Origin of the sequence: Idiomarina sp. X4 (assembly GCF_002808045.1) — a bacterium.
Classification (GTDB): Bacteria; Pseudomonadota; Gammaproteobacteria; order Enterobacterales; family Alteromonadaceae; genus Idiomarina.
This window is the reverse complement of sequence record NZ_CP025000.1, coordinates 825,700-846,443: the sequence shown is the minus strand read 5'-3', so window position 1 is coordinate 846,443 and position 20,744 is coordinate 825,700. Positions and strand designations below refer to the sequence as shown.

General features: G+C 47.1%; 15 protein-coding genes and 5 tRNA genes. All 20 read left to right on the top strand.

Features of this window, described 5'->3' with window-relative positions:
• The first annotated feature begins 28 nt into the window (after positions 1 to 28).
• The 20 genes from hflK (at position 29) to fusA (ending at position 20,744) form a co-directional block, all read left to right on the top strand.
• Positions 29 to 1,180 carry an FtsH protease activity modulator HflK gene (gene hflK, locus CWC33_RS04040; RefSeq protein WP_100690880.1) on the top strand — a complete coding sequence of 384 codons (1,152 nt, stop codon included), beginning with the start codon at positions 29 to 31 and terminating at the stop codon, positions 1,178 to 1,180.
• Positions 1,180 to 2,073 (top strand): protease modulator HflC, encoded by an 894-nt coding sequence (gene hflC, locus CWC33_RS04035; RefSeq protein WP_100690879.1) that lies wholly within the window; start codon positions 1,180 to 1,182, stop codon positions 2,071 to 2,073. The genes hflK and hflC overlap by 1 nt, the downstream gene beginning before the upstream one ends.
• 104 nt (positions 2,074 to 2,177) lie before the next feature.
• Positions 2,178 to 3,473 carry an adenylosuccinate synthase gene (locus CWC33_RS04030; protein WP_100690878.1) on the top strand — a complete coding sequence of 432 codons (1,296 nt, stop codon included), beginning with the start codon at positions 2,178 to 2,180 and terminating at the stop codon, positions 3,471 to 3,473.
• A 133-nt stretch (positions 3,474 to 3,606) separates the two neighbouring features.
• Positions 3,607 to 3,682: transfer RNA gene (locus CWC33_RS04025), tRNA-Thr, on the top strand.
• 19 nt (positions 3,683 to 3,701) lie between these two features.
• Positions 3,702 to 3,786, top strand: a tRNA-Tyr gene (locus CWC33_RS04020).
• A 45-nt stretch (positions 3,787 to 3,831) separates the two neighbouring features.
• Positions 3,832 to 3,906, top strand: a tRNA-Gly gene (locus tag CWC33_RS04015).
• A gap of 12 nt (positions 3,907 to 3,918) precedes the next feature.
• A tRNA-Thr gene (locus tag CWC33_RS04010) sits at positions 3,919 to 3,994 on the top strand.
• 87 nt (positions 3,995 to 4,081) lie between these two features.
• Positions 4,082 to 5,266 carry an elongation factor Tu gene (gene tuf / locus CWC33_RS04005; RefSeq protein ID WP_100690873.1) on the top strand — a complete coding sequence of 395 codons (1,185 nt, stop codon included), beginning with the start codon at positions 4,082 to 4,084 and terminating at the stop codon, positions 5,264 to 5,266.
• Positions 5,267 to 5,397: 131 nt separating this feature from the next.
• Positions 5,398 to 5,474 (top strand) — tRNA-Trp (locus CWC33_RS04000).
• Between the two features lie 45 nt (positions 5,475 to 5,519).
• On the top strand, positions 5,520 to 5,900 hold the full coding sequence (gene secE / locus CWC33_RS03995) for a preprotein translocase subunit SecE (RefSeq protein ID WP_088769016.1): 381 nt from the start codon (positions 5,520 to 5,522) through the stop codon (positions 5,898 to 5,900).
• A gap of 3 nt (positions 5,901 to 5,903) precedes the next feature.
• Entirely contained in the window at positions 5,904 to 6,443 is a 540-nt protein-coding gene (gene nusG / locus CWC33_RS03990; protein WP_088769014.1) for a transcription termination/antitermination protein NusG, read from the top strand.
• A 137-nt stretch (positions 6,444 to 6,580) separates the two neighbouring features.
• Positions 6,581 to 7,009: a 50S ribosomal protein L11 gene (gene rplK, locus CWC33_RS03985; protein ID WP_011233603.1), complete on the top strand. Its 429-nt coding sequence runs from the start codon at positions 6,581 to 6,583 to the stop codon at positions 7,007 to 7,009.
• Positions 7,010 to 7,012: 3 nt separating this feature from the next.
• Positions 7,013 to 7,708, top strand: coding sequence for a 50S ribosomal protein L1 (gene rplA / locus CWC33_RS03980; RefSeq protein ID WP_053953120.1), 696 nt, complete (start codon positions 7,013 to 7,015; stop codon positions 7,706 to 7,708).
• 248 nt (positions 7,709 to 7,956) lie between these two features.
• Positions 7,957 to 8,475: a 50S ribosomal protein L10 gene (rplJ, locus tag CWC33_RS03975; protein ID WP_088769013.1), complete on the top strand. Its 519-nt coding sequence runs from the start codon at positions 7,957 to 7,959 to the stop codon at positions 8,473 to 8,475.
• 53 nt (positions 8,476 to 8,528) lie between these two features.
• Positions 8,529 to 8,906 (top strand): 50S ribosomal protein L7/L12, encoded by a 378-nt coding sequence (rplL, locus tag CWC33_RS03970; RefSeq protein WP_053953118.1) that lies wholly within the window; start codon positions 8,529 to 8,531, stop codon positions 8,904 to 8,906.
• Positions 8,907 to 9,122: 216 nt separating this feature from the next.
• On the top strand, positions 9,123 to 13,151 hold the full coding sequence (rpoB, locus tag CWC33_RS03965; protein WP_100690877.1) for a DNA-directed RNA polymerase subunit beta: 4,029 nt from the start codon (positions 9,123 to 9,125) through the stop codon (positions 13,149 to 13,151).
• Between the two features lie 72 nt (positions 13,152 to 13,223).
• Positions 13,224 to 17,459, top strand: a complete 4,236-nt coding sequence (gene rpoC, locus CWC33_RS03960) for a DNA-directed RNA polymerase subunit beta' (protein ID WP_100690876.1) — start codon at positions 13,224 to 13,226, stop codon at positions 17,457 to 17,459.
• Positions 17,460 to 17,665: 206 nt separating this feature from the next.
• Positions 17,666 to 18,040, top strand: a complete 375-nt coding sequence (gene rpsL / locus CWC33_RS03955; protein ID WP_006956845.1) for a 30S ribosomal protein S12 — start codon at positions 17,666 to 17,668, stop codon at positions 18,038 to 18,040.
• Positions 18,041 to 18,116: 76 nt separating this feature from the next.
• Complete coding sequence (gene rpsG / locus CWC33_RS03950) at positions 18,117 to 18,587, top strand: 30S ribosomal protein S7 (RefSeq protein WP_100690875.1); 471 nt, start codon at positions 18,117 to 18,119, stop codon at positions 18,585 to 18,587.
• A gap of 30 nt (positions 18,588 to 18,617) precedes the next feature.
• Positions 18,618 to 20,744 (top strand): elongation factor G, encoded by a 2,127-nt coding sequence (gene fusA / locus CWC33_RS03945; protein ID WP_100690874.1) that lies wholly within the window; start codon positions 18,618 to 18,620, stop codon positions 20,742 to 20,744.

Sequence of the window (20,744 nt, the reverse complement as noted above, 5' to 3'; positions counted from 1 at the left end):
TAAGTTAAACCATAAATTGGAGCAGTCCATGGCTTGGAATCAACCGGGGAACGGCGGTAACAACAACGACCGTGACCCATGGAAAAATCAGGGCGGCAAAGATCAGGGACCACCTGATCTTGATGAAGCAGTCCGTAAACTCTTTGCAAAGTTCGGCTTTGGCGGCAATAAAGGTGGAGGCTCTGGCGGCAGTTCAGGCATTCCTAGTAAAGGCATTGGCATCATTGCTATTATCGCCATTATTGTTTGGTTCATTGCAGGCTTTTACACCGTAAAAGAAGCAGATCGCGGCGTTGTGCTGCGATTTGGTCAGTTCCACACAATGGTTGAGTCAGGTCTGCATTGGCGTCCTGTTTTTGTCGATACCGTTGAGCATGTCGACGTTAACAATGTACGTTCGGACAAAACTGAAGGTTACATGCTGACTCAGGATGAGAACGTTGTTCGTGTCGAATTAGATGTTCAGTACCGTGTTGTCGACCCCCGCGCATACTTGTTCAATGTTCAGGACGCAGACGGTGTATTGTCGCGAGCGACTGACAGTGCGTTACGTTACGTCGTTGGTCACACGACAATGGATGAAGTGCTGACTCGTGGTCGTGAGCAAGTTCGTGCAGACACTTTAGATATGCTTGAGTCGACAATGAATCCATATTCTATTGGCTTGCAAATCGTCGACCTTAACTTGTTGCCAGCACGCCCACCGGAAGCGGTTAAAGATGCTTTTGATGACGCTATTGCGGCACAAGAGGACGAAGAGCGCTACATTCGCGAAGCTGAAGCCTATGCGCGTGAAGTTGAACCGTTAGCACGTGGGCAAGTTCGCCGTATGCTGCAAGAAGCGCAAGCGTATCGTGAACAGATCATTCTGGAAGCGCAGGGTGAGGTCGCTCGCTTTAACGAGTTACTACCTCAATATGAACGTGCGCCGGAAGTAACGCGTGAGCGTATTTATTTAGACACGCTTCAGGATATTTATGCGAAGACACCAAAAGTCTTGGTTGATGTGGAAGGTGGCAATAACATGATGTACTTGCCGCTTGAAAAGCTATTAGAGAAGCAAGGTCGAAATACTGAAACCTTCTCGCCTCCGCGAGTTCCAGAGCAAGGCGCAGGAATGCCTTTTAACTCGGAACCGCAAAACACTCGCAACAGCAACCGTAGCGGAGGTCGAAACTAATGAAAAACCTAATCGCAATAATTGTTGTGGTCCTGGTCGCGCTGGGTTTGTCCTCCGTCTACGTGGTGAAAGAGGGTGAGCGAGCTATTTTAATTCAATTCGGTAAGGTTGAACGAAACGCTCAAACCGGCGAAGCAATGGTATTTGAACCAGGCTTGCACTTTAAAATACCGTTCATTGAGCAAGTTAAAAAGCTGGATGCACGCCTGCAAACCCTGGACGGTGATCCGGACCGCTTTGTCACCAGTGAGAAAAAAGACTTAATTGTTGATACCTACGTCATGTGGCGTATTAACGACTTTTCGACGTTCTACTTAAGTACAAACGGCGGTAATATTTTGCAAGCCGAAGCTTTGCTTACTCGTCGTATTAACAGCGGGTTACGTAGTGAATTCGGTAACCGTACTATCTCAGATATTGTGTCTGGTGAACGTGACGAGCTGATGCGTGAAGCCTTATTACAAGGCGCCCAAAGTGCTTCAGATCTTGGTATTGAAGTGTTAGACGTTCGCGTCATGCAAATTAACCTGCCTGATGAGGTTAGCCAGTCTATTTATCAACGCATGCGCGCTGAGCGTCAGGCGGTTGCGACCGAGCATCGTTCAGAAGGTAAAGAGCAAGCTGAGTTTATCCGTGCTGACGTTGATGCACGTGTGACCGTTATGCTTGCGGATGCTAAACGCCAATCACGCGAATTGCGTGGTGAAGGTGATGCAGAAGCCGCTCGTATTTATGCTGAAGCATACGAAAAAGACGCTGAATTCTTTGCATTCATTCGCAGTATGGAAGCCTACACCAACTCGTTTGGTAAAGGTAACGACATGCTCGTACTCGATGCAAACAGTGACTTCTTCCGCTATCTGCAAAATATGATGGGCGAAAAGCAAGAGTAAAAGTCCAACCAGTGCCCAATGACTCCATTGGGCACTTTTCCTTCATGTACAAACTCCCCGATACAAGGTAAGATCGCCACGCTTTTTTTTTACGCGGGGCAATCATGAGTCAGAACGTTGTTATTTTAGGCACCCAGTGGGGTGATGAAGGTAAAGGTAAAATCGTCGATTTGTTGACCGACAAGGCGAGCTTAGTCGTTCGTTATCAAGGCGGTCATAACGCAGGTCATACATTAGTCATTGACGGCGAGAAAACGGTTTTACACCTTATTCCTTCAGGAATTCTGCGTTCAAATGTTCAGTGCGTTATTGGTAATGGTGTTGTGCTATCACCAGAAGCACTGATTGAAGAAATTGATATGCTCGAAGCGCGTGGCGTTCCTGTTAAAGAGCGTTTGCGAGTGAGCGAAGCTTGCCCGTTAATTCTACCTTTCCATATCGCGCTTGATCAGGCTCGCGAAAAAGCTCGTGGTAAAGAAGCTATCGGAACCACTGGCCGCGGAATTGGTCCTGCGTATGAAGACAAAGTGGCGCGTCGTGGTCTGCGCGTTGGCGATCTGTTCAATGCTGAGCGCTTTGAAGGCAAATTGAAAGAGTTGGTCGACTATCACAACTTTGCGCTAACTGAATACTATAAAACCGATGCTATCGACTATGAGCAGGTACTAAAACAGTGCAAAGAGTTTGCGAAATTACTGAAACCAATGGTTGCTGATGTACCGGCAATGTTGGATCAGGCTCGTAAGAATGGCGATAAAGTCATGTTCGAAGGTGCTCAAGGCACATTGCTTGATATTGACCACGGTACTTACCCTTATGTGACGTCATCCAACACAACCGCCGGCGGTGTTGCAACCGGAGCAGGTTTTGGACCGCGTTATATTGAATATGTATTAGGTATCGTAAAAGCCTACACAACTCGGGTTGGCAGTGGTCCGTTTCCAACCGAGCTCGACTGCGAAGTCGGCCAGCACTTAGGTGTTAAAGGTCATGAGTTTGGAGCAACAACCGGTCGCAAACGTCGAACCGGCTGGTTAGATGCTGTGGCTATGCGCCGTGCGGTACAAATTAACTCAGTAAGTGGCTTTTGTTTAACCAAACTGGATGTGCTGGATGGTTTAGATGAATTGAAAATCTGTACCGGTTATAGGCTGGCTGATGGAACAATCAGTGAATATCCGCCAATGGCCGCAGAAGACTATGACGTCGTAGAACCAGTCTATGAGACGTTAGAAGGTTGGCAGGAAAGTACGGTTGGTTTGACAGAGCATAATCAGTTACCGCCACAAGCGTTAGCGTATATCTCAAGAATAGAAGCGTTAACCGGAGTGCCCGTTGATATCATCTCAACGGGCCCGGATCGTAACGAAACGATTGTATTGCGTCATCCATTCGAATAACCTAATTTCTCGGTCAGTTTTTGCTCGAAGGAGTTAAAAACTGACCACTTGATTGTGTTTTTATAAATTTTTTGCGCAAAGCTATTGCACTATCAAATTTAGTACCATAGAATGCGCTCCACCTAACCGGGGTGCCGGCATAGCTCAGCTGGTAGAGCAACTGACTTGTAATCAGTAGGTCGGGAGTTCGACTCTCTCTGCCGGCACCAATTCAAATTGCAAAATGCGGGAGGGGTTCCCGAGTGGCCAAAGGGATCAGACTGTAAATCTGACGGCTCCGCCTTCGCAGGTTCGAATCCTGCCCCCTCCACCACGCAATTTCCTTGGTTTTGAGGTGGCCTCACAAAATTGTGAATTTGCGGGTGTCGTATAGTGGCTATTACCTCAGCCTTCCAAGCTGATGACGCGGGTTCGATTCCCGCCACCCGCTCCAAATTCAAGTCGTGCTGATATAGCTCAGTTGGTAGAGCGCACCCTTGGTAAGGGTGAGGTCGGCGGTTCGAATCCGCCTATCAGCACCATTTCTTTTTAGGCCATTCTAACGAAACCTTGGTATGCAAACGTAAGTTTAGGTAAAACACCAAAAGAATTTTGTTAGAGAGGCTGCAATGTCTAAAGAAAAATTTGAACGTTCGAAGCCGCACGTAAACGTCGGCACCATTGGTCACGTTGACCACGGTAAAACTACACTAACTGCTGCTATCACAACTGTTTTGGCAAAAGTTTATGGTGGTGCGGCGAAAGACTTCGCAGCCATCGATAACGCGCCAGAAGAGAAAGAGCGTGGTATCACTATCTCAACTTCTCACGTTGAGTATGACACTCCAACTCGCCACTACGCACACGTAGACTGCCCAGGGCACGCTGACTATGTTAAAAACATGATCACCGGTGCTGCACAGATGGACGGCGCAATTCTGGTAGTAGCGGCAACTGACGGCCCAATGCCGCAAACACGTGAGCACATCCTGCTTTCACGTCAGGTAGGCGTACCTTACATCGTTGTCTTCATGAACAAATGTGACATGGTAGACGATGAAGAGCTGTTAGAGCTGGTAGAAATGGAAGTTCGTGAGTTGTTGTCAGAGTACGACTTCCCGGGCGACGACCTGCCAGTTATCCAAGGCTCAGCACTGAAAGCGCTGGAAGGCGACGAAGAGTGGGCGAAGAAAATTGTTGAGCTAGCAGATGCGCTTGACAACTACATCCCAGAGCCAGAGCGTGACATCGATAAGCCATTCATCATGCCGATCGAAGACGTATTCTCGATTTCAGGTCGTGGTACAGTTGTTACCGGTCGTGTAGAGCGCGGTATCATCAACACAGGCGACGAGTGTGAAATCGTTGGTATGAAAGACACGCAAAAGACAACCGTAACGGGTGTTGAAATGTTCCGTAAGCTGCTTGACGAAGGTCGTGCAGGTGAGAACATCGGCGCATTGTTGCGTGGTACTAAGCGTGACGAAGTTGAGCGTGGTCAGGTATTGGCGAAGCCAGGTACAATTACTCCGCATACTAAGTTCGAAGCGGAAGTTTACGTACTGAGCAAAGACGAAGGTGGTCGTCACACGCCATTCTTCAAAGGCTATCGTCCACAGTTCTACTTCCGTACGACTGACGTAACGGGTGCAGTAGAATTGCCGGAAGGCGTAGAAATGGTTATGCCAGGCGACAACCTGAAATTCGTTGTAGAGCTGATTGCTCCAATCGCAATGGACGAAGGTTTGCGTTTCGCAATCCGTGAAGGTGGTCGTACTGTAGGTGCAGGCGTTGTATCTAAGATCCTAGACTAATACGGTTTAAGTATCGTATACAAAGCCCGGCTTTATGCCGGGCTTTTTTATGGCTTGCGCGAAGCGCTGTCTTAGGTATAATACCGCGTCCAATCCTACACCAAGTAAGATAAGCGTGAAGGACATTATTTAGGGGCGTAGTTCCAATTGGCAGAACAGCGGTCTCCAAAACCGACGGTTGGGGGTTCGAATCCCTCCGCCCCTGCCAGATTTTAAGTTAAAAGCGAAGACCGGTCGCAATTAGGATTAAAGAATGAGCGCAAATAACGAGACGCAGAGCAGTTCATTAAACAGCTTGAAATGGATAATCACAATCGCCTTGCTAGTTGTAGCTATCGGCGGAAATCATTACTACGCAGAAGAAATCTCAGTACTTTACCGCGCTATCGGTGTTGTCGTATTGGTGGCATTAGCAGGTTTTTTTGCTTCCACAACGATTAAAGGTAGAAAGTTTTTGTCTTTCGCTAAAGAAAGTCGTACCGAGGTTCGCAAAGTCGTCTGGCCTTCGCGCCAGGAAGCAACTCAGACAACACTCATCGTGGTTGTAGCGACCGTAATTGTTGCTTTAATCCTCTGGGGTTTAGATGGAATACTTGTGCGTGTCGTTGGCTTCTTAACCGGACTGGAGATTTAAACTATGAGCGATAAGAAACGTTGGTACGTCGTACAGGCTTTTTCCGGTTACGAAGCTCGTGTTGCGGAATCTCTGAAAGAACATATCAAGCTGCATAATATGGAAGACAAATTCGGCGAAATCTTAGTGCCGAAGGAAGAAGTCGTTGAAATGCGTGGCGGCGTGCGTCGTAAAAGTGAACGTAAATTTTTTCCAGGCTATGTCTTGGTTGAAATGGTTATGGACGAAGATTCATGGCACTTAATTAAGAGCGTTCCGCGTGTACTTGGCTTTATTGGTGGTACGAGCGACCGTCCTACACCTATTTCTAAGAAAGAAGCGGATGCTATTCTTGATCGTTTACAAGACTCAGCAGACAAACCGAAACCCAAAACATTGTTCGAGCCGGGCGAAGTGGTTCGTGTTACCGATGGTCCATTTGCTGACTTTAACGGTACAGTGGAAGAGGTCGATTACGAGAAAAGCCGCGTTACCGTTTCGGTTTCAATTTTCGGTCGCGCGACACCGGTTGATTTAGAGTTCGGCCAAATCGAAAAGTCGTGATCAAAAAAGCATCAATCTAGCATTGATCAACGGCGCGAATTAACTTATAATTCGCGTCCTTTTTTAACGGGGAGCCGATTGAGTAACTTCACTCTGAAAAGTTACGAGGCGTTAAACCCACAACAGAGGTAATAACCATGGCGAAGAAAGTATCAGCCATTATCAAATTGCAGGTAGCTGCTGGTTCAGCTAACCCGTCACCGCCAGTTGGTCCAGCATTGGGTCAGCACGGTGTAAACATCATGGAATTCTGTAAAGCATTCAACGCGCAAACAGACAGCCTGGAAAAAGGCGCGCCTGTTCCTGTTGAAATTACAGTATTTGAAGATCGTTCATTCACGTTCATCACTAAAACACCTCCTGCATCTTTCTTGCTTAAGAAAGCAGCAGGTATCAAGAGTGGTTCTGGCGAGCCGAATACCAAGAAAGTTGGTACTGTAACTCGCGCGCAATTAGAAGAAATTGCAAAAACTAAAGAACCCGATCTTACTGCTGCCGACATGGACGCAGCTGTACGCACTATCGCCGGCTCTGCTCGTGCGATGGGCTTGAACGTGGAGGGCTAATCGATGGCTAAATTAACAAAACGCGCTCGCATGATCGCAGAGAAAGTTGAAGCCCGCGATTACGACGTGAATGAAGCAATTGCACTGTTGAAAGAATTAGCAACAGCAAAATTCACTGAAAGCGTTGATGTTGCCGTAAATCTTGGCATCGATGCTCGTAAATCTGACCAAAACGTTCGTGGCGCGACAGTATTACCAAATGGTACAGGCCGTGACGTTCGCGTTGCCGTATTTACTTCTGGCGATAATGCAGACAAAGCGAAAGAAGCAGGTGCTGACATTGTTGGTATGGAAGACTTAGCTGAGCAAGTTAAGAAAGGCGAGATGAACTTCGACGTTGTCGTAGCATCTCCTGACGCAATGCGTGTTGTTGGTCAATTAGGTCAAATCTTAGGTCCGCGTGGCCTGATGCCTAACCCGAAAACAGGTACAGTAACTCCTGACGTAGCAACAGCCGTTAAAAATGCTAAAGCGGGTCAGGTTCGTTATCGCAACGACAAAAACGGTATTGTTCACGCAACAATCGGCCGTGTCGATTTCGATGACGCGAAATTGAAAGAAAACCTTGATGCATTATTAGGCGCGCTTAAGAAAGCTAAGCCTTCTTCTGCAAAGGGTGTTTACTTTAAGCGCATCAGCTTGTCTACAACGATGGGCGCTGGTGTGAGTATTGACCAGGGTACAGTCAGCGCTGGTTAATTAAGGTTTATGGGTTGGAGCTGCCGTTTGTAATGCTCAAAAGGCGACAAGCAAGGCTCCCGTCCAAGACCGTAGGTGTACCGCGAGAATTTCAGTAATATCGAATAGCGGCACTTAATTTCCTACGCAGATGGTGATATCCGACTCAGGCTCTCTGGGTAGAGAATCACCGTGACAACGCGGTGGAGGTAACTCCACCTAATTGTAACGCGGAGCTTCGGCTCCAAATTGAAAACGAGGTGATATCAGTGGCAATTGGTTTAGCCGGAAAGAAAGCCATCGTTAAGGAAGTTAACGACGTTGCTTCGAATGCGCTAGCCGTCACCGTTGCTGAATATCGAGGCATCGAAGTTGCCGATATGACTGAGCTTCGTAAAAAAGCACGTGAGCAAGGCGTATTTCTGAAAGTTGTTCGAAATACTCTTGCAAAACGCGCTTTTGAAGGTACTCAGTTCGACGACATGAGCGATGTACTTAAAGGACCTCTTGTTTATGGCTTTTCTATGGACGCACCGGGCGCATCAGCTCGCTTGTTCAAAGACTTTGGCAAAGAAAACAAGAACCTTCAGGTAATGGCTCTGTCAATCGGTAATGGCATCATGGGTCCTGAAAAATTGGACGCAGTTGCTTCACTTCCGACTCGTGACGAAGCATTGGCTAAATTGCTCGCCACCTTCAAAGAACCTGTTAGCAAGTTCGTTAAAACAGTTAACGAAGTACCTAGCAAGTTCGTTAGAACGTTGGCAGCAATTAAAGACGCTAAATAATACGTTGGTTTTTTAACCATTTTTTGTAATTATCAACCCAGGAGTTTAGAGTAATGGCTCTGACTAAAGACGATATTTTAAACGCGATCGCTGAAATGCCAGTAATGGAACTGGTTGAACTGATCGAAGCAGCTGAAGAAAAATTCGGCGTTGACGCATCTGCAGCAGTTGCAGTAGCAGCTGGTCCAGCAGCAGGCGGCGAAGCAGCAGCTGAAGAGAAAACTGAATTTGACGTAATGCTGAAAGGCGCTGGTAGCAACAAAGTTGCTGCTATCAAAGCTGTTCGCGGCGCAACTGGCCTTGGCTTGAAAGAAGCTAAAGCTATGGTTGAGTCTGCACCAGTTGCAGTCAAAGAAGGTGTTAGCAAAGACGAAGCTGAAGAGCTGAAAAAGCAGCTTGAAGAAGCTGGTGCGGAAGTTGAAGTTAAATAAGTCGACTTTTGTACAAAATATGGCTCTTTAGGGCCTTGGGCTGGTGGTTAAATAACCACCAGCCTTTTTGCGCTGTATTGCTTGTATCATTTTTGCCCGAGGTTGGGATACAAGTTTTGCAAAAACAACACGGGATCGACAGATAAAAGATTCATCTGTCTTAACCATCGAACCACTCGTTGGTTAGGGTCATCAATCAGCTAGCTGAGGAACCCCATGGCGTACTCCTACTCTGAGAAAAAACGTATTCGTAAGGACTTTGGTAAACGACCGCAGGTCTTAGAAGTGCCTTATTTGCTGTCTATGCAGCTTGATTCATTTAAGAAATTTATTGAAGTCGATCCAGACGCCAATAACGGCTTGGAAGCGGCTTTTCGTTCGGTTTTTCCTATTGCCAGCTACTCAGGTAATGCGGAACTGCAGTACGTCAGTTATCACATGGGTGAGCCGGCATTTGACGTTGAAGAATGTCAAATTCGTGGTATTACCTACTCAGCACCTCTGCGTGTGAAACTGCGTCTGGTACTGTTTGATAAAGAAGCAGCAGCCGGAACGGTTAAAGACATTAAAGAGCAAGAAGTGTACATGGGCGAAATTCCGTTAATGACAGAAAACGGAACTTTCGTTATCAATGGTACAGAACGAGTAATCGTTTCTCAGCTTCACCGCTCTCCGGGTGTTTTCTTTGACCATGATAAAGGTAAATCACACTCATCAGGTAAAGTTCTGTATAACGCACGAGTTATCCCTTACCGTGGCTCGTGGTTAGACTTTGAGTTTGATCCTAAAGACAACGTGTTTGTTCGTATCGACCGTCGCCGTAAGTTGCCGGCGTCTATTATTCTTCGTGCGCTTGAATACAGCACTGAAGAAATTCTCGATATGTTCTTCGAAACAACCTACTTTGAAATCTTGAAAACCAAAGTCAAGATGGAGTTGGTGCCGGAGCGTCTTCGTGGTGAAACTGCCAAGTTCGACATTAAAGGTACCGATGGCGAAGTATTGGTTGAAAAAGGCCGTCGTATTACCGCACGTCATATTCGTCAGTTAGAAAAACTCGACATTAAAGAAATGGACGTGCCGACTGAATACATGGTCGGAAAAGTATTAGCAAAAGACTACGCAGATAAGAAAACAGGCGAAGTCATTGGCCACGCAAACGACGTATTAACGCTTGAGTTGATTGCGGAATTAAGCGAAGCCGGAATTAAGAAAATTGAAACGTTATTCGTGAATGACCTGGATCACGGTCCATACATGAGCGAAACGCTGCGCGTGGATTCAACCACTAATCGCTTGGAAGCGTTGGTTGAAATCTATCGTATGATGCGTCCGGGTGAACCGCCGACGCGCGAAGCAGCAGAAGCGTTATTCGATAACTTATTCTTTAGCGATGAGCGTTATGACTTGTCGACCGTTGGTCGTATGAAGTTTAATCGCCGTTTAGGTCGAGATGATCTAAGTGGAGATAATACGCTTTCTAAAGAAGACATTATCGATGTTATGAAGAAGCTTATCGAGATCCGAAATGGTCTTGATGAAGTTGATGACATTGACCACTTGGGTAACCGTCGTATCCGTTCTGTTGGCGAGATGGCAGAAAACCAATTCCGTGTTGGCCTTGTTCGTGTTGAACGCGCGGTTAAAGAGCGTTTGTCGTTAGGCGACCTGGACAATACCATGCCACAGGACCTTATCAATGCGAAGCCTATTAGTGCCGCAGTGAAAGAGTTCTTCGGTTCAAGTCAGTTGTCTCAGTTCATGGATCAAAACAACCCACTGTCAGAAGTGACGCACAAACGCCGTATTTCTGCGTTAGGTCCGGGTGGTTTGACGCGTGAGCGAGCAGGCTTTGAAGTTCGAGACGTACACCCGACTCACTACGGTCGTTTGTGTCCAATCGAAACCCCTGAAGGTCCGAACATCGGTTTGATTAACTCACTGTCGAGTTTCTCCAGAACGAACGAGTACGGTTTCCTGGAAACACCTTACCGTCGTATTGAAGACGGTGTTGTCACCGACGAAGTTGACTACTTGTCAGCCATTGAAGAAGGCAACTATGTTATCGCTCAGGCGAACGTAGCGCTTAATGACAAAGGTGAGTTAACCGAAGACTTAGTACCTTGTCGTCACAAAAACGAATTTACATTGATGAGCAAAGAGCAAGTTCAGTATATGGACGTTGCTCCTCAGCAAATCGTGTCAATTGCAGCAAGCATGATCCCATTCCTTGAACACGATGATGCGAACCGTGCATTGATGGGTTCAAACATGCAACGTCAGGCAGTACCAACGTTACGTGCAGACAAGCCGTTAGTCGGTACCGGTATCGAACGCACTATCGCCGTTGACTCGGGCGTTACCGTTGTCGCTAAACGTGGTGGTGTTGTCGACTATGTTGATGCAAGCCGTATCGTGGTTAAAGTAAATGAAGAAGAGATGGTGCCGGGCGAAGCGGGCATCGACATTTACAACTTAACTAAGTACACACGCTCTAACCAAAATACGTGTATTAACCAAAAACCAACGGTTAATCCTGGTGAGCCGGTAACCCGTGGCGACGTATTGGCAGATGGTCCATCGACAGACTTAGGTGAATTGGCACTGGGTCAAAACCTACGTGTCGCGTTCATGCCGTGGAATGGTTACAACTTTGAGGATTCAATCCTTATCTCTGAGCGTGTTGCGCAAGAAGATCGTTTAACCACTATCCACATTCAAGAGCTGAACTGTGTTGCTCGTGATACCAAACTGGGTGCTGAAGAAATCACTTCAGATATTCCAAACGTTGGTGAATCAGCGCTTGGTAAGCTTGATGAAGCTGGTGTTGTATACGTTGGTGCCGAAGTTAAAGGCGGCGACATTCTGGTTGGTAAAGTAACGCCAAAAGGCGAAACGCAGCTGACGCCAGAAGAGAAGCTTTTGAGAGCAATCTTTGGTGAGAAGGCGTCGGACGTTAAAGACAGTTCTTTACGCGTTCCTAATGGTGTGAACGGTACCGTTATTGACGTACAAGTCTTTACTCGCGATGGCGTTGAAAAAGATAAACGCGCAGTCGCTATCGAAGAGATGCAACTGGCGAAGGTTAAGAAAGACCTGACCGAAGAGTTTAAAATTCTTGAAGAAGGTATTTATAACCGTGCACGCAACTTGTTGCTTGCGAATGGTTTCGACGAAGCGAAGCTAGCGAGTATTGATCGTAAAAACTGGCTAACTCAGGACTTAGGTTCTGAAGATGCGCAAGCACAGTTAGAGCAGATCGCAGAGCAATACCAGCAAATCAGCGATGATTTCGATACGAAGTACGAAAACAAGCGCCGTAAAATCACTCAAGGTGATGATTTAGCGCCTGGCGTACTGAAGATTGTAAAAGTTTACTTGGCGGTTAAGCGTAGCATTCAGCCGGGTGACAAGTTAGCAGGTCGTCACGGTAACAAAGGTGTTATCTCTACTATCATTCCTGTTGAGGATATGCCTCACGATGATGAAGGTAACCCGGTCGATATCGTATTGAACCCTCTGGGTGTACCATCGCGGATGAACATCGGTCAGGTGTTGGAAACACACTTGGGCATGGCGGCTCGCGGTATTGGTAGCAAGATAGACAAGATGCTGAAGCAGCAGCGCGCAATGAAAGATCTGCGTGACTTCTTACAGCAAGTTTATGACCTGGGTGAGTGCCGTCAGAAAGTAGACATCAGTGAGTTCTCTGATGACGAAGTGATGCGCTTAGCGGGTAACCTGAAAGCCGGTCTGCCAACGGCCACACCAGTATTCGACGGTGCGGTTGAAGAAGAAATTAAAGAGCTTCTGAAACTGGCGGATTTACCTGAGTCAGGTCAGATACCACTATTTGACGGTCGTACTGGTGAGAAATTTGAGCGTGATGTAACCGTCGGTTACATGTACATGCTGAAATTGAACCACTTAGTCGATGACAAGATGCACGCTCGTTCTACCGGCTCTTATAGCTTGGTAACTCAGCAGCCATTAGGTGGTAAAGCACAGTTTGGTGGTCAGCGCTTCGGTGAAATGGAAGTCTGGGCATTAGAAGCATACGGTGCTGCATACACCTTGCAGGAAATGTTGACGGTTAAATCGGACGACGTAAACGGTCGTACGAAGATGTACAAAAACATCGTCGACAACAACCTGCAAATGGAAGCGGGTATGCCAGAGTCGTTCAACGTATTGTTGAAAGAAATTCGCTCTCTAGGCATCAATATCGAGCTGGAACAGAACTAAGCGTCTGTTGCTGGAATTACTGGGGGAGTGATGTTCACTCCCCATAGGTTGAACTCCGACAGGAGATAAATCGTGAAAGACTTGTTGAAGCTTTTAAAGCCGACGAATCAAGCAGACGAATTTGACGGAATTCGTATTGCTTTGTCTTCGCCAGATATGATCCGTAGTTGGTCGTATGGTGAAGTCAAAAAGCCAGAAACTATTAACTATCGTACGTTCAAACCAGAGCGTGACGGGTTATTCTGTGCTCGTATTTTTGGTCCAGTAAAAGACTACGAATGTTTGTGTGGTAAGTACAAGCGTTTGAAGCACCGCGGTGTTATTTGTGAGAAGTGTGGCGTTGAAGTCACCTTAACCAAAGTGCGTCGTGAGCGGATGGGTCACATTGAGCTAGCAAGCCCAGTGGCACATATCTGGTTCTTGAAATCACTGCCATCTCGTATTGGCCTAATGCTGGATATGACCTTGCGTGATATTGAGCGGGTGCTTTACTTTGAATCTTACGTTGTTACAGAGGGCGGTTTAACGTCTTTAGAACAAGGTCAGATTCTTACTGAAGAAGAATACCTGGACGCATTGGAAGAGCACGGCGACGAGTTCGATGCGAAAATGGGTGCCGAAGCGGTACTTGATTTACTGCGAGCTGTCGACATTGACGCTGAAATCCAAACCTTGCGCGAAGAGTTGCCAGAAACCAACTCTGAAACCAAGCGTAAGAAAATCAGCAAACGTCTAAAACTGTTAGAAGCCTTCCAAATGTCTGGCAACAAGCCAGAGTGGATGATTCTGAAAGTACTGCCTGTTCTGCCGCCAGACTTACGTCCGTTAGTACCGTTGGATGGTGGTCGTTTTGCTACGTCTGATTTGAACGACTTGTACCGCCGCGTTATTAACCGTAATAACCGTTTGAAGCGCCTATTAGACCTGGCTGCTCCGGATATTATTGTACGCAACGAAAAACGTATGCTTCAGGAAGCGGTTGATGCCTTATTAGATAACGGCCGTCGTGGTCGTGCTATTACTGGCTCCAACAAACGCCCTCTGAAGTCTTTGGCTGACATGATCAAAGGTAAACAGGGTCGCTTCCGTCAGAACCTGCTGGGTAAACGTGTTGACTATTCAGGCCGTTCGGTTATTACCGTTGGTCCTAAACTTCGCTTACACCAGTGTGGTCTTCCTAAGAAGATGGCTCTGGAGCTGTTCAAGCCGTTTATCTATGGTAAATTAGAGCGCCGTGGTTTAGCTACAACCATTAAAGCTGCTAAGAAAATGGTTGAGCGCGAAACCGCTGAAGTTTGGGATGTTCTGGATGAAGTGATCAAGGAGCATCCGGTATTGCTTAACCGTGCACCAACACTTCACCGTTTAGGTATTCAGGCGTTTGAGCCGGTACTGATTGAAGGTAAAGCGATTCAGTTACATCCATTGGTCTGTGCGGCATATAACGCCGACTTTGACGGTGACCAAATGGCTGTTCACTTGCCGCTGACCTTAGAAGCTCAGCTAGAAGCGCGTGCGTTGATGATGTCAACCAACAACGTGCTGTCACCTGCAAGTGGTGACCCAATCATCGTGCCTTCTCAGGACGTTGTACTGGGTCTTTATTACATGACCAAAGAGAAGATCAACGGTAAAGGCGAAGGCATGATCTTCAAAAGCCCGTCTGAAGCTGAGAAAGCGTACCGTAATGGTGATGTAGAGCTGCATTCACGCGTAAAAGTGCGTATTACGGACACAACCGCTGATGAAGATGGTAACCGTACGACTAAAACAGCCGTGCGTGATACCACCGTAGGTCGTGCATTGTTGTCGCTAATTATGCCAGAAGGTTTGCCGTTTGAGCTTATCGATCAGGCTATGGGTAAAAAGCCAATCGCACGTATGCTGAACCAGGCGTATCGTAACCTGGGTCTGAAAGACACAGTTATTTTTGCTGACCAAATCATGTACACCGGTTTCCATTATGCGATGGTTTCAGGCGCATCGGTTGGTATCAACGATATGGTTATTCCTGAAGCGAAGAAAGAAATTGTCGCTGCAGCGGAAGAAGAAGTAGCTGAAATTCAGGAACAGTTTGAGTCTGGCTTGGTAACCGCTGGTGAGAAATACAACAAAGTTATCGATATTTGGTCTACAGCTAACGAGAAAGTCTCGAAAGCGATGATGGATAACTTGTCGAAAGAAGTTGTCACCAATAAAGACGGTAAAGAAGAAGAGCAAGCATCGTTTAACTCTATCTTCATGATGGCTGATTCAGGCGCTCGTGGTAGCCCCGCGCAGATTCGTCAGTTGGCCGGTATGCGTGGTCTGATGGCTAAGCCAGATGGCTCAATCATCGAAACGCCTATCGTTGCGAACTTCCGTGAAGGTCTGAACGTACTCCAGTACTTCATCTCGACGCACGGTGCTCGTAAAGGTCTTGCCGATACCGCATTGAAAACAGCGAACTCAGGTTATCTGACTCGTCGTCTGGTCGATGTTTCTCAGGACGTCGTTATCATGGAAGAAGACTGTGGTACACACGACGGTCTGACAATGAAGCCATTGATTGAAGGTGGTGATGTTGTAGAGCCATTGCGTGAGCGTGTTTTAGGTCGTGTTCTATGTGACGACGTTCTTAAGCCAGGTAGCGAAGACGTGCTGTTACCGCGTAATACGCTGCTTGACGAGAAGAATTGCGACATTCTCGAAGAAAACTCTATCGATGAAGTTAAAGTTCGCTCGGTTATCACCTGTGACACGGACTTTGGTGTTTGTGCGCACTGTTACGGTCGTGACTTGGCTCGTGGCCATATGGTTAACCAAGGTGAAGCGGTTGGTGTTATCGCAGCACAGTCAATTGGTGAGCCGGGTACACAGCTCACCATGCGTACCTTCCACATTGGTGGTGCGGCGTCGCGTGCAACGGCTGAGAACAGCGTACAGGTTAAAAACTCAGGTACTATCAAACTGCACAACGCTAAATGGGTTGTAAACAGCGATAAAGAGCATGTAATTACTTCTCGCTCTACTGAGTTGACGCTTATTGACGAATACGGTCGCGAGCGCGAGCGTTATAAAGTGCCTTACGGTGCGGTCTTGAAGAAAGGTGAAGGCGACGCAGTTGAAGGCGGCGAAACCGTTGCTAACTGGGATCCGCATACGCACCCAATCATTACCGAGGTGGAAGGTCGTATCAAGTTTGTCGACTTAATTGACGGCGTTACTATGACGCGTCAAACCGACGAGCTAACCGGTCTTTCAAGCATCGTTGTGCTGGAAACAGGTCAGCGTACCAGTGCCGGTAAAGATATGCGTCCAATGGTCAAGCTGGTTGATGGTAAAGGTAACGATGTTAACATCGTCGGTACCGATATCCCTGCGCAATACTTCTTGCCGGGTAACGCAATCATTAACCTTGAAGATAACGCCGAAGTAAAAGTCGGTGATACCTTGGCGCGTATTCCGCAGGAAGGCTCGAAAACTCGAGACATTACCGGTGGTCTGCCGCGTGTTGCTGACTTGTTCGAAGCACGTCGCCCGAAAGAACCTGCGATTCTTGCAGAGAAGACGGGTACGGTCTCGTTCGGTAAGGAAACGAAAGGTAAGCGTCGCTTAATCATCACACCTAACGACGGTGGTGATCAGCATGAAGAAATGATTCCGAAATGGCGTCAGCTTAACGTGTTCGAAGGTGAGCAGGTTGAGAAAGGTGAGGTTATTGCTGATGGTCCAGAGGCACCACACGATATCCTGCGTCTGCGTGGCGTAAGCGCTGTAGCGAACTACATCGTGAACGAAGTTCAAGAAGTTTATCGCTTACAGGGTGTTAAAATTAACGATAAGCACATTGAAACGATTGTTCGTCAGATGCTGCGTAAAGCGTTAATTCTGCGCGCAAACGATACCAACTTGCTAGAAGGCGAAATGGTTGAAATGGCGGAAGTCTTGGCAGCGAACGCAAAAGCGGAAGCGGAAGGCAAAACGCCGGCAACCTTCGAACGTCAGCTGTTGGGTATTACCAAAGCGTCACTGTCGACAGAATCGTTCATCTCTGCTGCATCGTTCCAGGAAACAACTCGTGTCCTGACCGAAGCGGCCGTTGGTGGACGCAAAGACAGCCTGCGTGGCTTGAAAGAAAACGTTATTGTGGGTCGATTAATTCCGGCTGGTACCGGTTACTCGTATCACAAAGAGCGTATGCAACGTCGCGTAGAAGAATTGGACGTTGAAGAAGCTCCGACAATGACTGCAGAGCAAGCTGAACAACAGTTAGCGGACGCTCTTAACGCAGGAAATGAATCGCCAAAAGACGATTCTGCCGAATAAACAAATACGCTTTTAGCCTATTTGTACAGAAGCCAGTACTGATTATAGTGCTGGCTTCTTTTTTATAACCTTGACAGGTGAAAATATGACCATTAGAATTTCGGCTCCCGATTTTCGGGATCCGGCTTTGTATGGTCGGAAAAAAGCGATTTTTCACGCACATTGTGCGCGCTAAAAAGCGACATCAACTAAACTAGGAGTAATGAATGGCAACAGTTAATCAGCTGGTGCGTAAAGGCCGTCAAAAGCCCGTTGTGAAGAGCAACGTTCCGGCTCTTGAAGCGTGCCCTCAAAAACGCGGAGTATGTACCCGTGTTTACACCACAACCCCTAAGAAACCGAACTCTGCAATGCGTAAAGTTTGCCGTGTTCGTTTAACCAACGGTTACGAAGTATCTTCGTACATCGGCGGTGAGGGACATAATTTACAAGAACACTCAGTCGTACTGATCCGTGGCGGTCGTGTAAAAGACTTACCTGGTGTTCGTTATCACACCGTTCGTGGTGCACTTGACTGTTCAGGTGTTAACGATCGTAAACAAGGCCGTTCTAAGTACGGCGCGAAGCGGCCTAAGTCTTAACGGTTCTCCGTTAGTAAGGCCAAACTGTAATTCATAAGTTTTGGGTAATACCCTGAATTAATCGGAGAATATTGAGATGCCAAGAAGACGCGTCATAGGTCAACGTAAAATCCTGCCGGATCCTAAGTTCGGATCAGAGTTGTTGGCTAAATTTATCAATGTCGTCATGGTTGACGGCAAAAAAGCAGTCGCTGAAAAGATTATCTACGGTGCACTGGACATCCTGGCAGAGAAGTCAGGTAAAGATCATCTGGAAGTTTTTGATGATGCACTAGAAAATGTGCGTCCTACCGTCGAGGTTAAATCTCGTCGCGTTGGTGGTTCTACCTACCAAGTTCCAGTTGAAGTTCGTCCGGTACGTCGTAACGCACTGGCTATGCGCTGGTTAGTTGATGCAGCGCGCACCCGTGGTGAAAAATCAATGTCGCAGCGTCTGGCAGCTGAAATGCTAGATGCATCAGAAAACAAAGGGTCAGCTGTGAAGAAACGTGAAGACGTTCACCGCATGGCTGAAGCAAACAAAGCGTTTGCTCACTATCGCTGGTAAATTCACAGTTAACCTAGAAAGGAGTTTATTGTGGCTCGTAAAACTTCCATTGAGCGCTATCGTAATATCGGTATCTGTGCTCACGTAGACGCTGGTAAGACAACCACAACTGAGCGTGTGTTGTTTTATACTGGCTTGTCTCACAAAATTGGTGAGGTGCACGATGGTGCAGCCACCATGGACTGGATGGAGCAAGAACAAGAGCGTGGTATTACTATCACCTCAGCAGCAACGACCTGTTTCTGGCAGGGCATGGACAAGCAGTTCCCTGAGCATCGTGTCAACATCATCGATACTCCTGGACACGTTGACTTCACAATCGAAGTAGAACGTTCTCTGCGTGTTCTTGACGGTGCTGTCGTTGTATTGTGTGCGTCTTCAGGTGTTCAGCCTCAAACAGAAACTGTTTGGCGTCAAGCGAACAAATATGAAGTACCACGTATGGTATTCGTCAACAAAATGGACCGTGCAGGTGCCGACTTCTTGTCAGTTGTTGATCAGATGAAAACACGCCTGAACGCAGTTGCGGTTCCAATGCAATTGCCAGTAGGCGCGGAAGACAACTTCCGTGGTGTTGTTGACTTGATCAAAATGAAGTTCATCAACTGGAACGAAGAAGACATGGGTACGTCTTTCACTTATGAAGACATCCCTGCTGACATGGTTGATCAGTGTGAAGAATATCACGCAGAGTTGGTTGAAGCTGCGGCTGAAGCTAACGAAGAGCTGATGAACAAATACCTTGAAGAAGGTGAGTTAACAGAAGCTGAAATCAAAGAAGGTCTTCGTGCGCGTACATTGGCGAACGAAATCTGCTTGGTTGCTGCTGGCTCAGCGTTCAAAAACAAAGGTGTTCAAGCCGTACTTGACGCGGTTATCGAGTACTTACCGTCTCCGACGGAAGTTAAGCCAATCACTGGTATTTTGGATGATGAATCAGAAGGTGTGCGTAAGTCATCTGATGATGAACCTTTCTCAGCTTTGGCGTTTAAAATCGCAACCGACCCATTCGTTGGTACCTTAACCTTCGTTCGTGTTTACTCTGGTGTTCTTAATCAAGGTGACGGTGTCGTCAACCCTGTTAAGAATAAGAAAGAACGTGTTGGTCGTATGGTACAGATGCACTCAAACAGTCGTGAAGAAATTAAAGAAGTTCGCGCGGGTGACATTGCTGCACTTATCGGTCTTAAAGACGTGACTACTGGTGACACTCTGTGTGATCCAAACAACAAGATCATTCTTGAGCGTATGGAATTCCCAGAGCCGGTAATCTCGGTTGCTGTTGAACCAAAAACTAAAGCTGACCAAGAAAAAATGGGTATTGCTTTAGGTAAGTTGGCAGCAGAAGATCCGTCGTTCCGTGTTAAAACGGACGAAGAATCTGGCCAAACCATCATCTCAGGTATGGGCGAGCTTCACTTGGATATCATCGTTGACCGTATGAAACGTGAGTTCAAAGTTGAATGTAACGTTGGTCAGCCTCAGGTTGCATACCGTGAAGCTATTCGTAAGTCGGTTGAAATCGAAGGTAAATTCGTACGTCAATCGGGTGGTCGTGGTCAGTTTGGTCACGTATGGCTGAAACTTGAGCCTATGACCATCGAAGAAGACGATGACGGTGAAGATATCACTTACGAATTCGTTAACGAAATCGTTGGTGGTGTGGTACCGAAAGAGTACATCCCAGCTGTAGATAAAGGTATTCAAGAGCAGATGGAACAGGGTGTATTAGCTGGCTACCCAGTATTGGGTGTTAAAGCAACTCTGTATGATGGCTCTTACCACGACGTTGACTCGTCAGAAATGGCGTTTAAAATCGCTGGTAGCATGGCCTTCAAAAAAGGTGCAATGCAGGCGGACCCAGTTCTTTTGGAACCACTAATGAAAGTGGAAGTTATTACTCCAGAAGAGTCTATGGGTGACGTGGTTGGTGACTTAAACCGTCGCCGTGGTCTGATCGAAGGTATGGAAGAAGCACCTGGTGGCTTGAAAGCTGTCAACGCGGTTGTTCCACTGTCTGAAATGTTCGGTTACGCAACTGACTTGCGTTCACAAACTCAGGGTCGTGCATCTTACTCGATGGAGTTCCTGAAGTATGGTGAAGCACCAAACAACATCGCTGAAAAAGTGATGGCTGAGCGTAACGCTAAAGGTTAA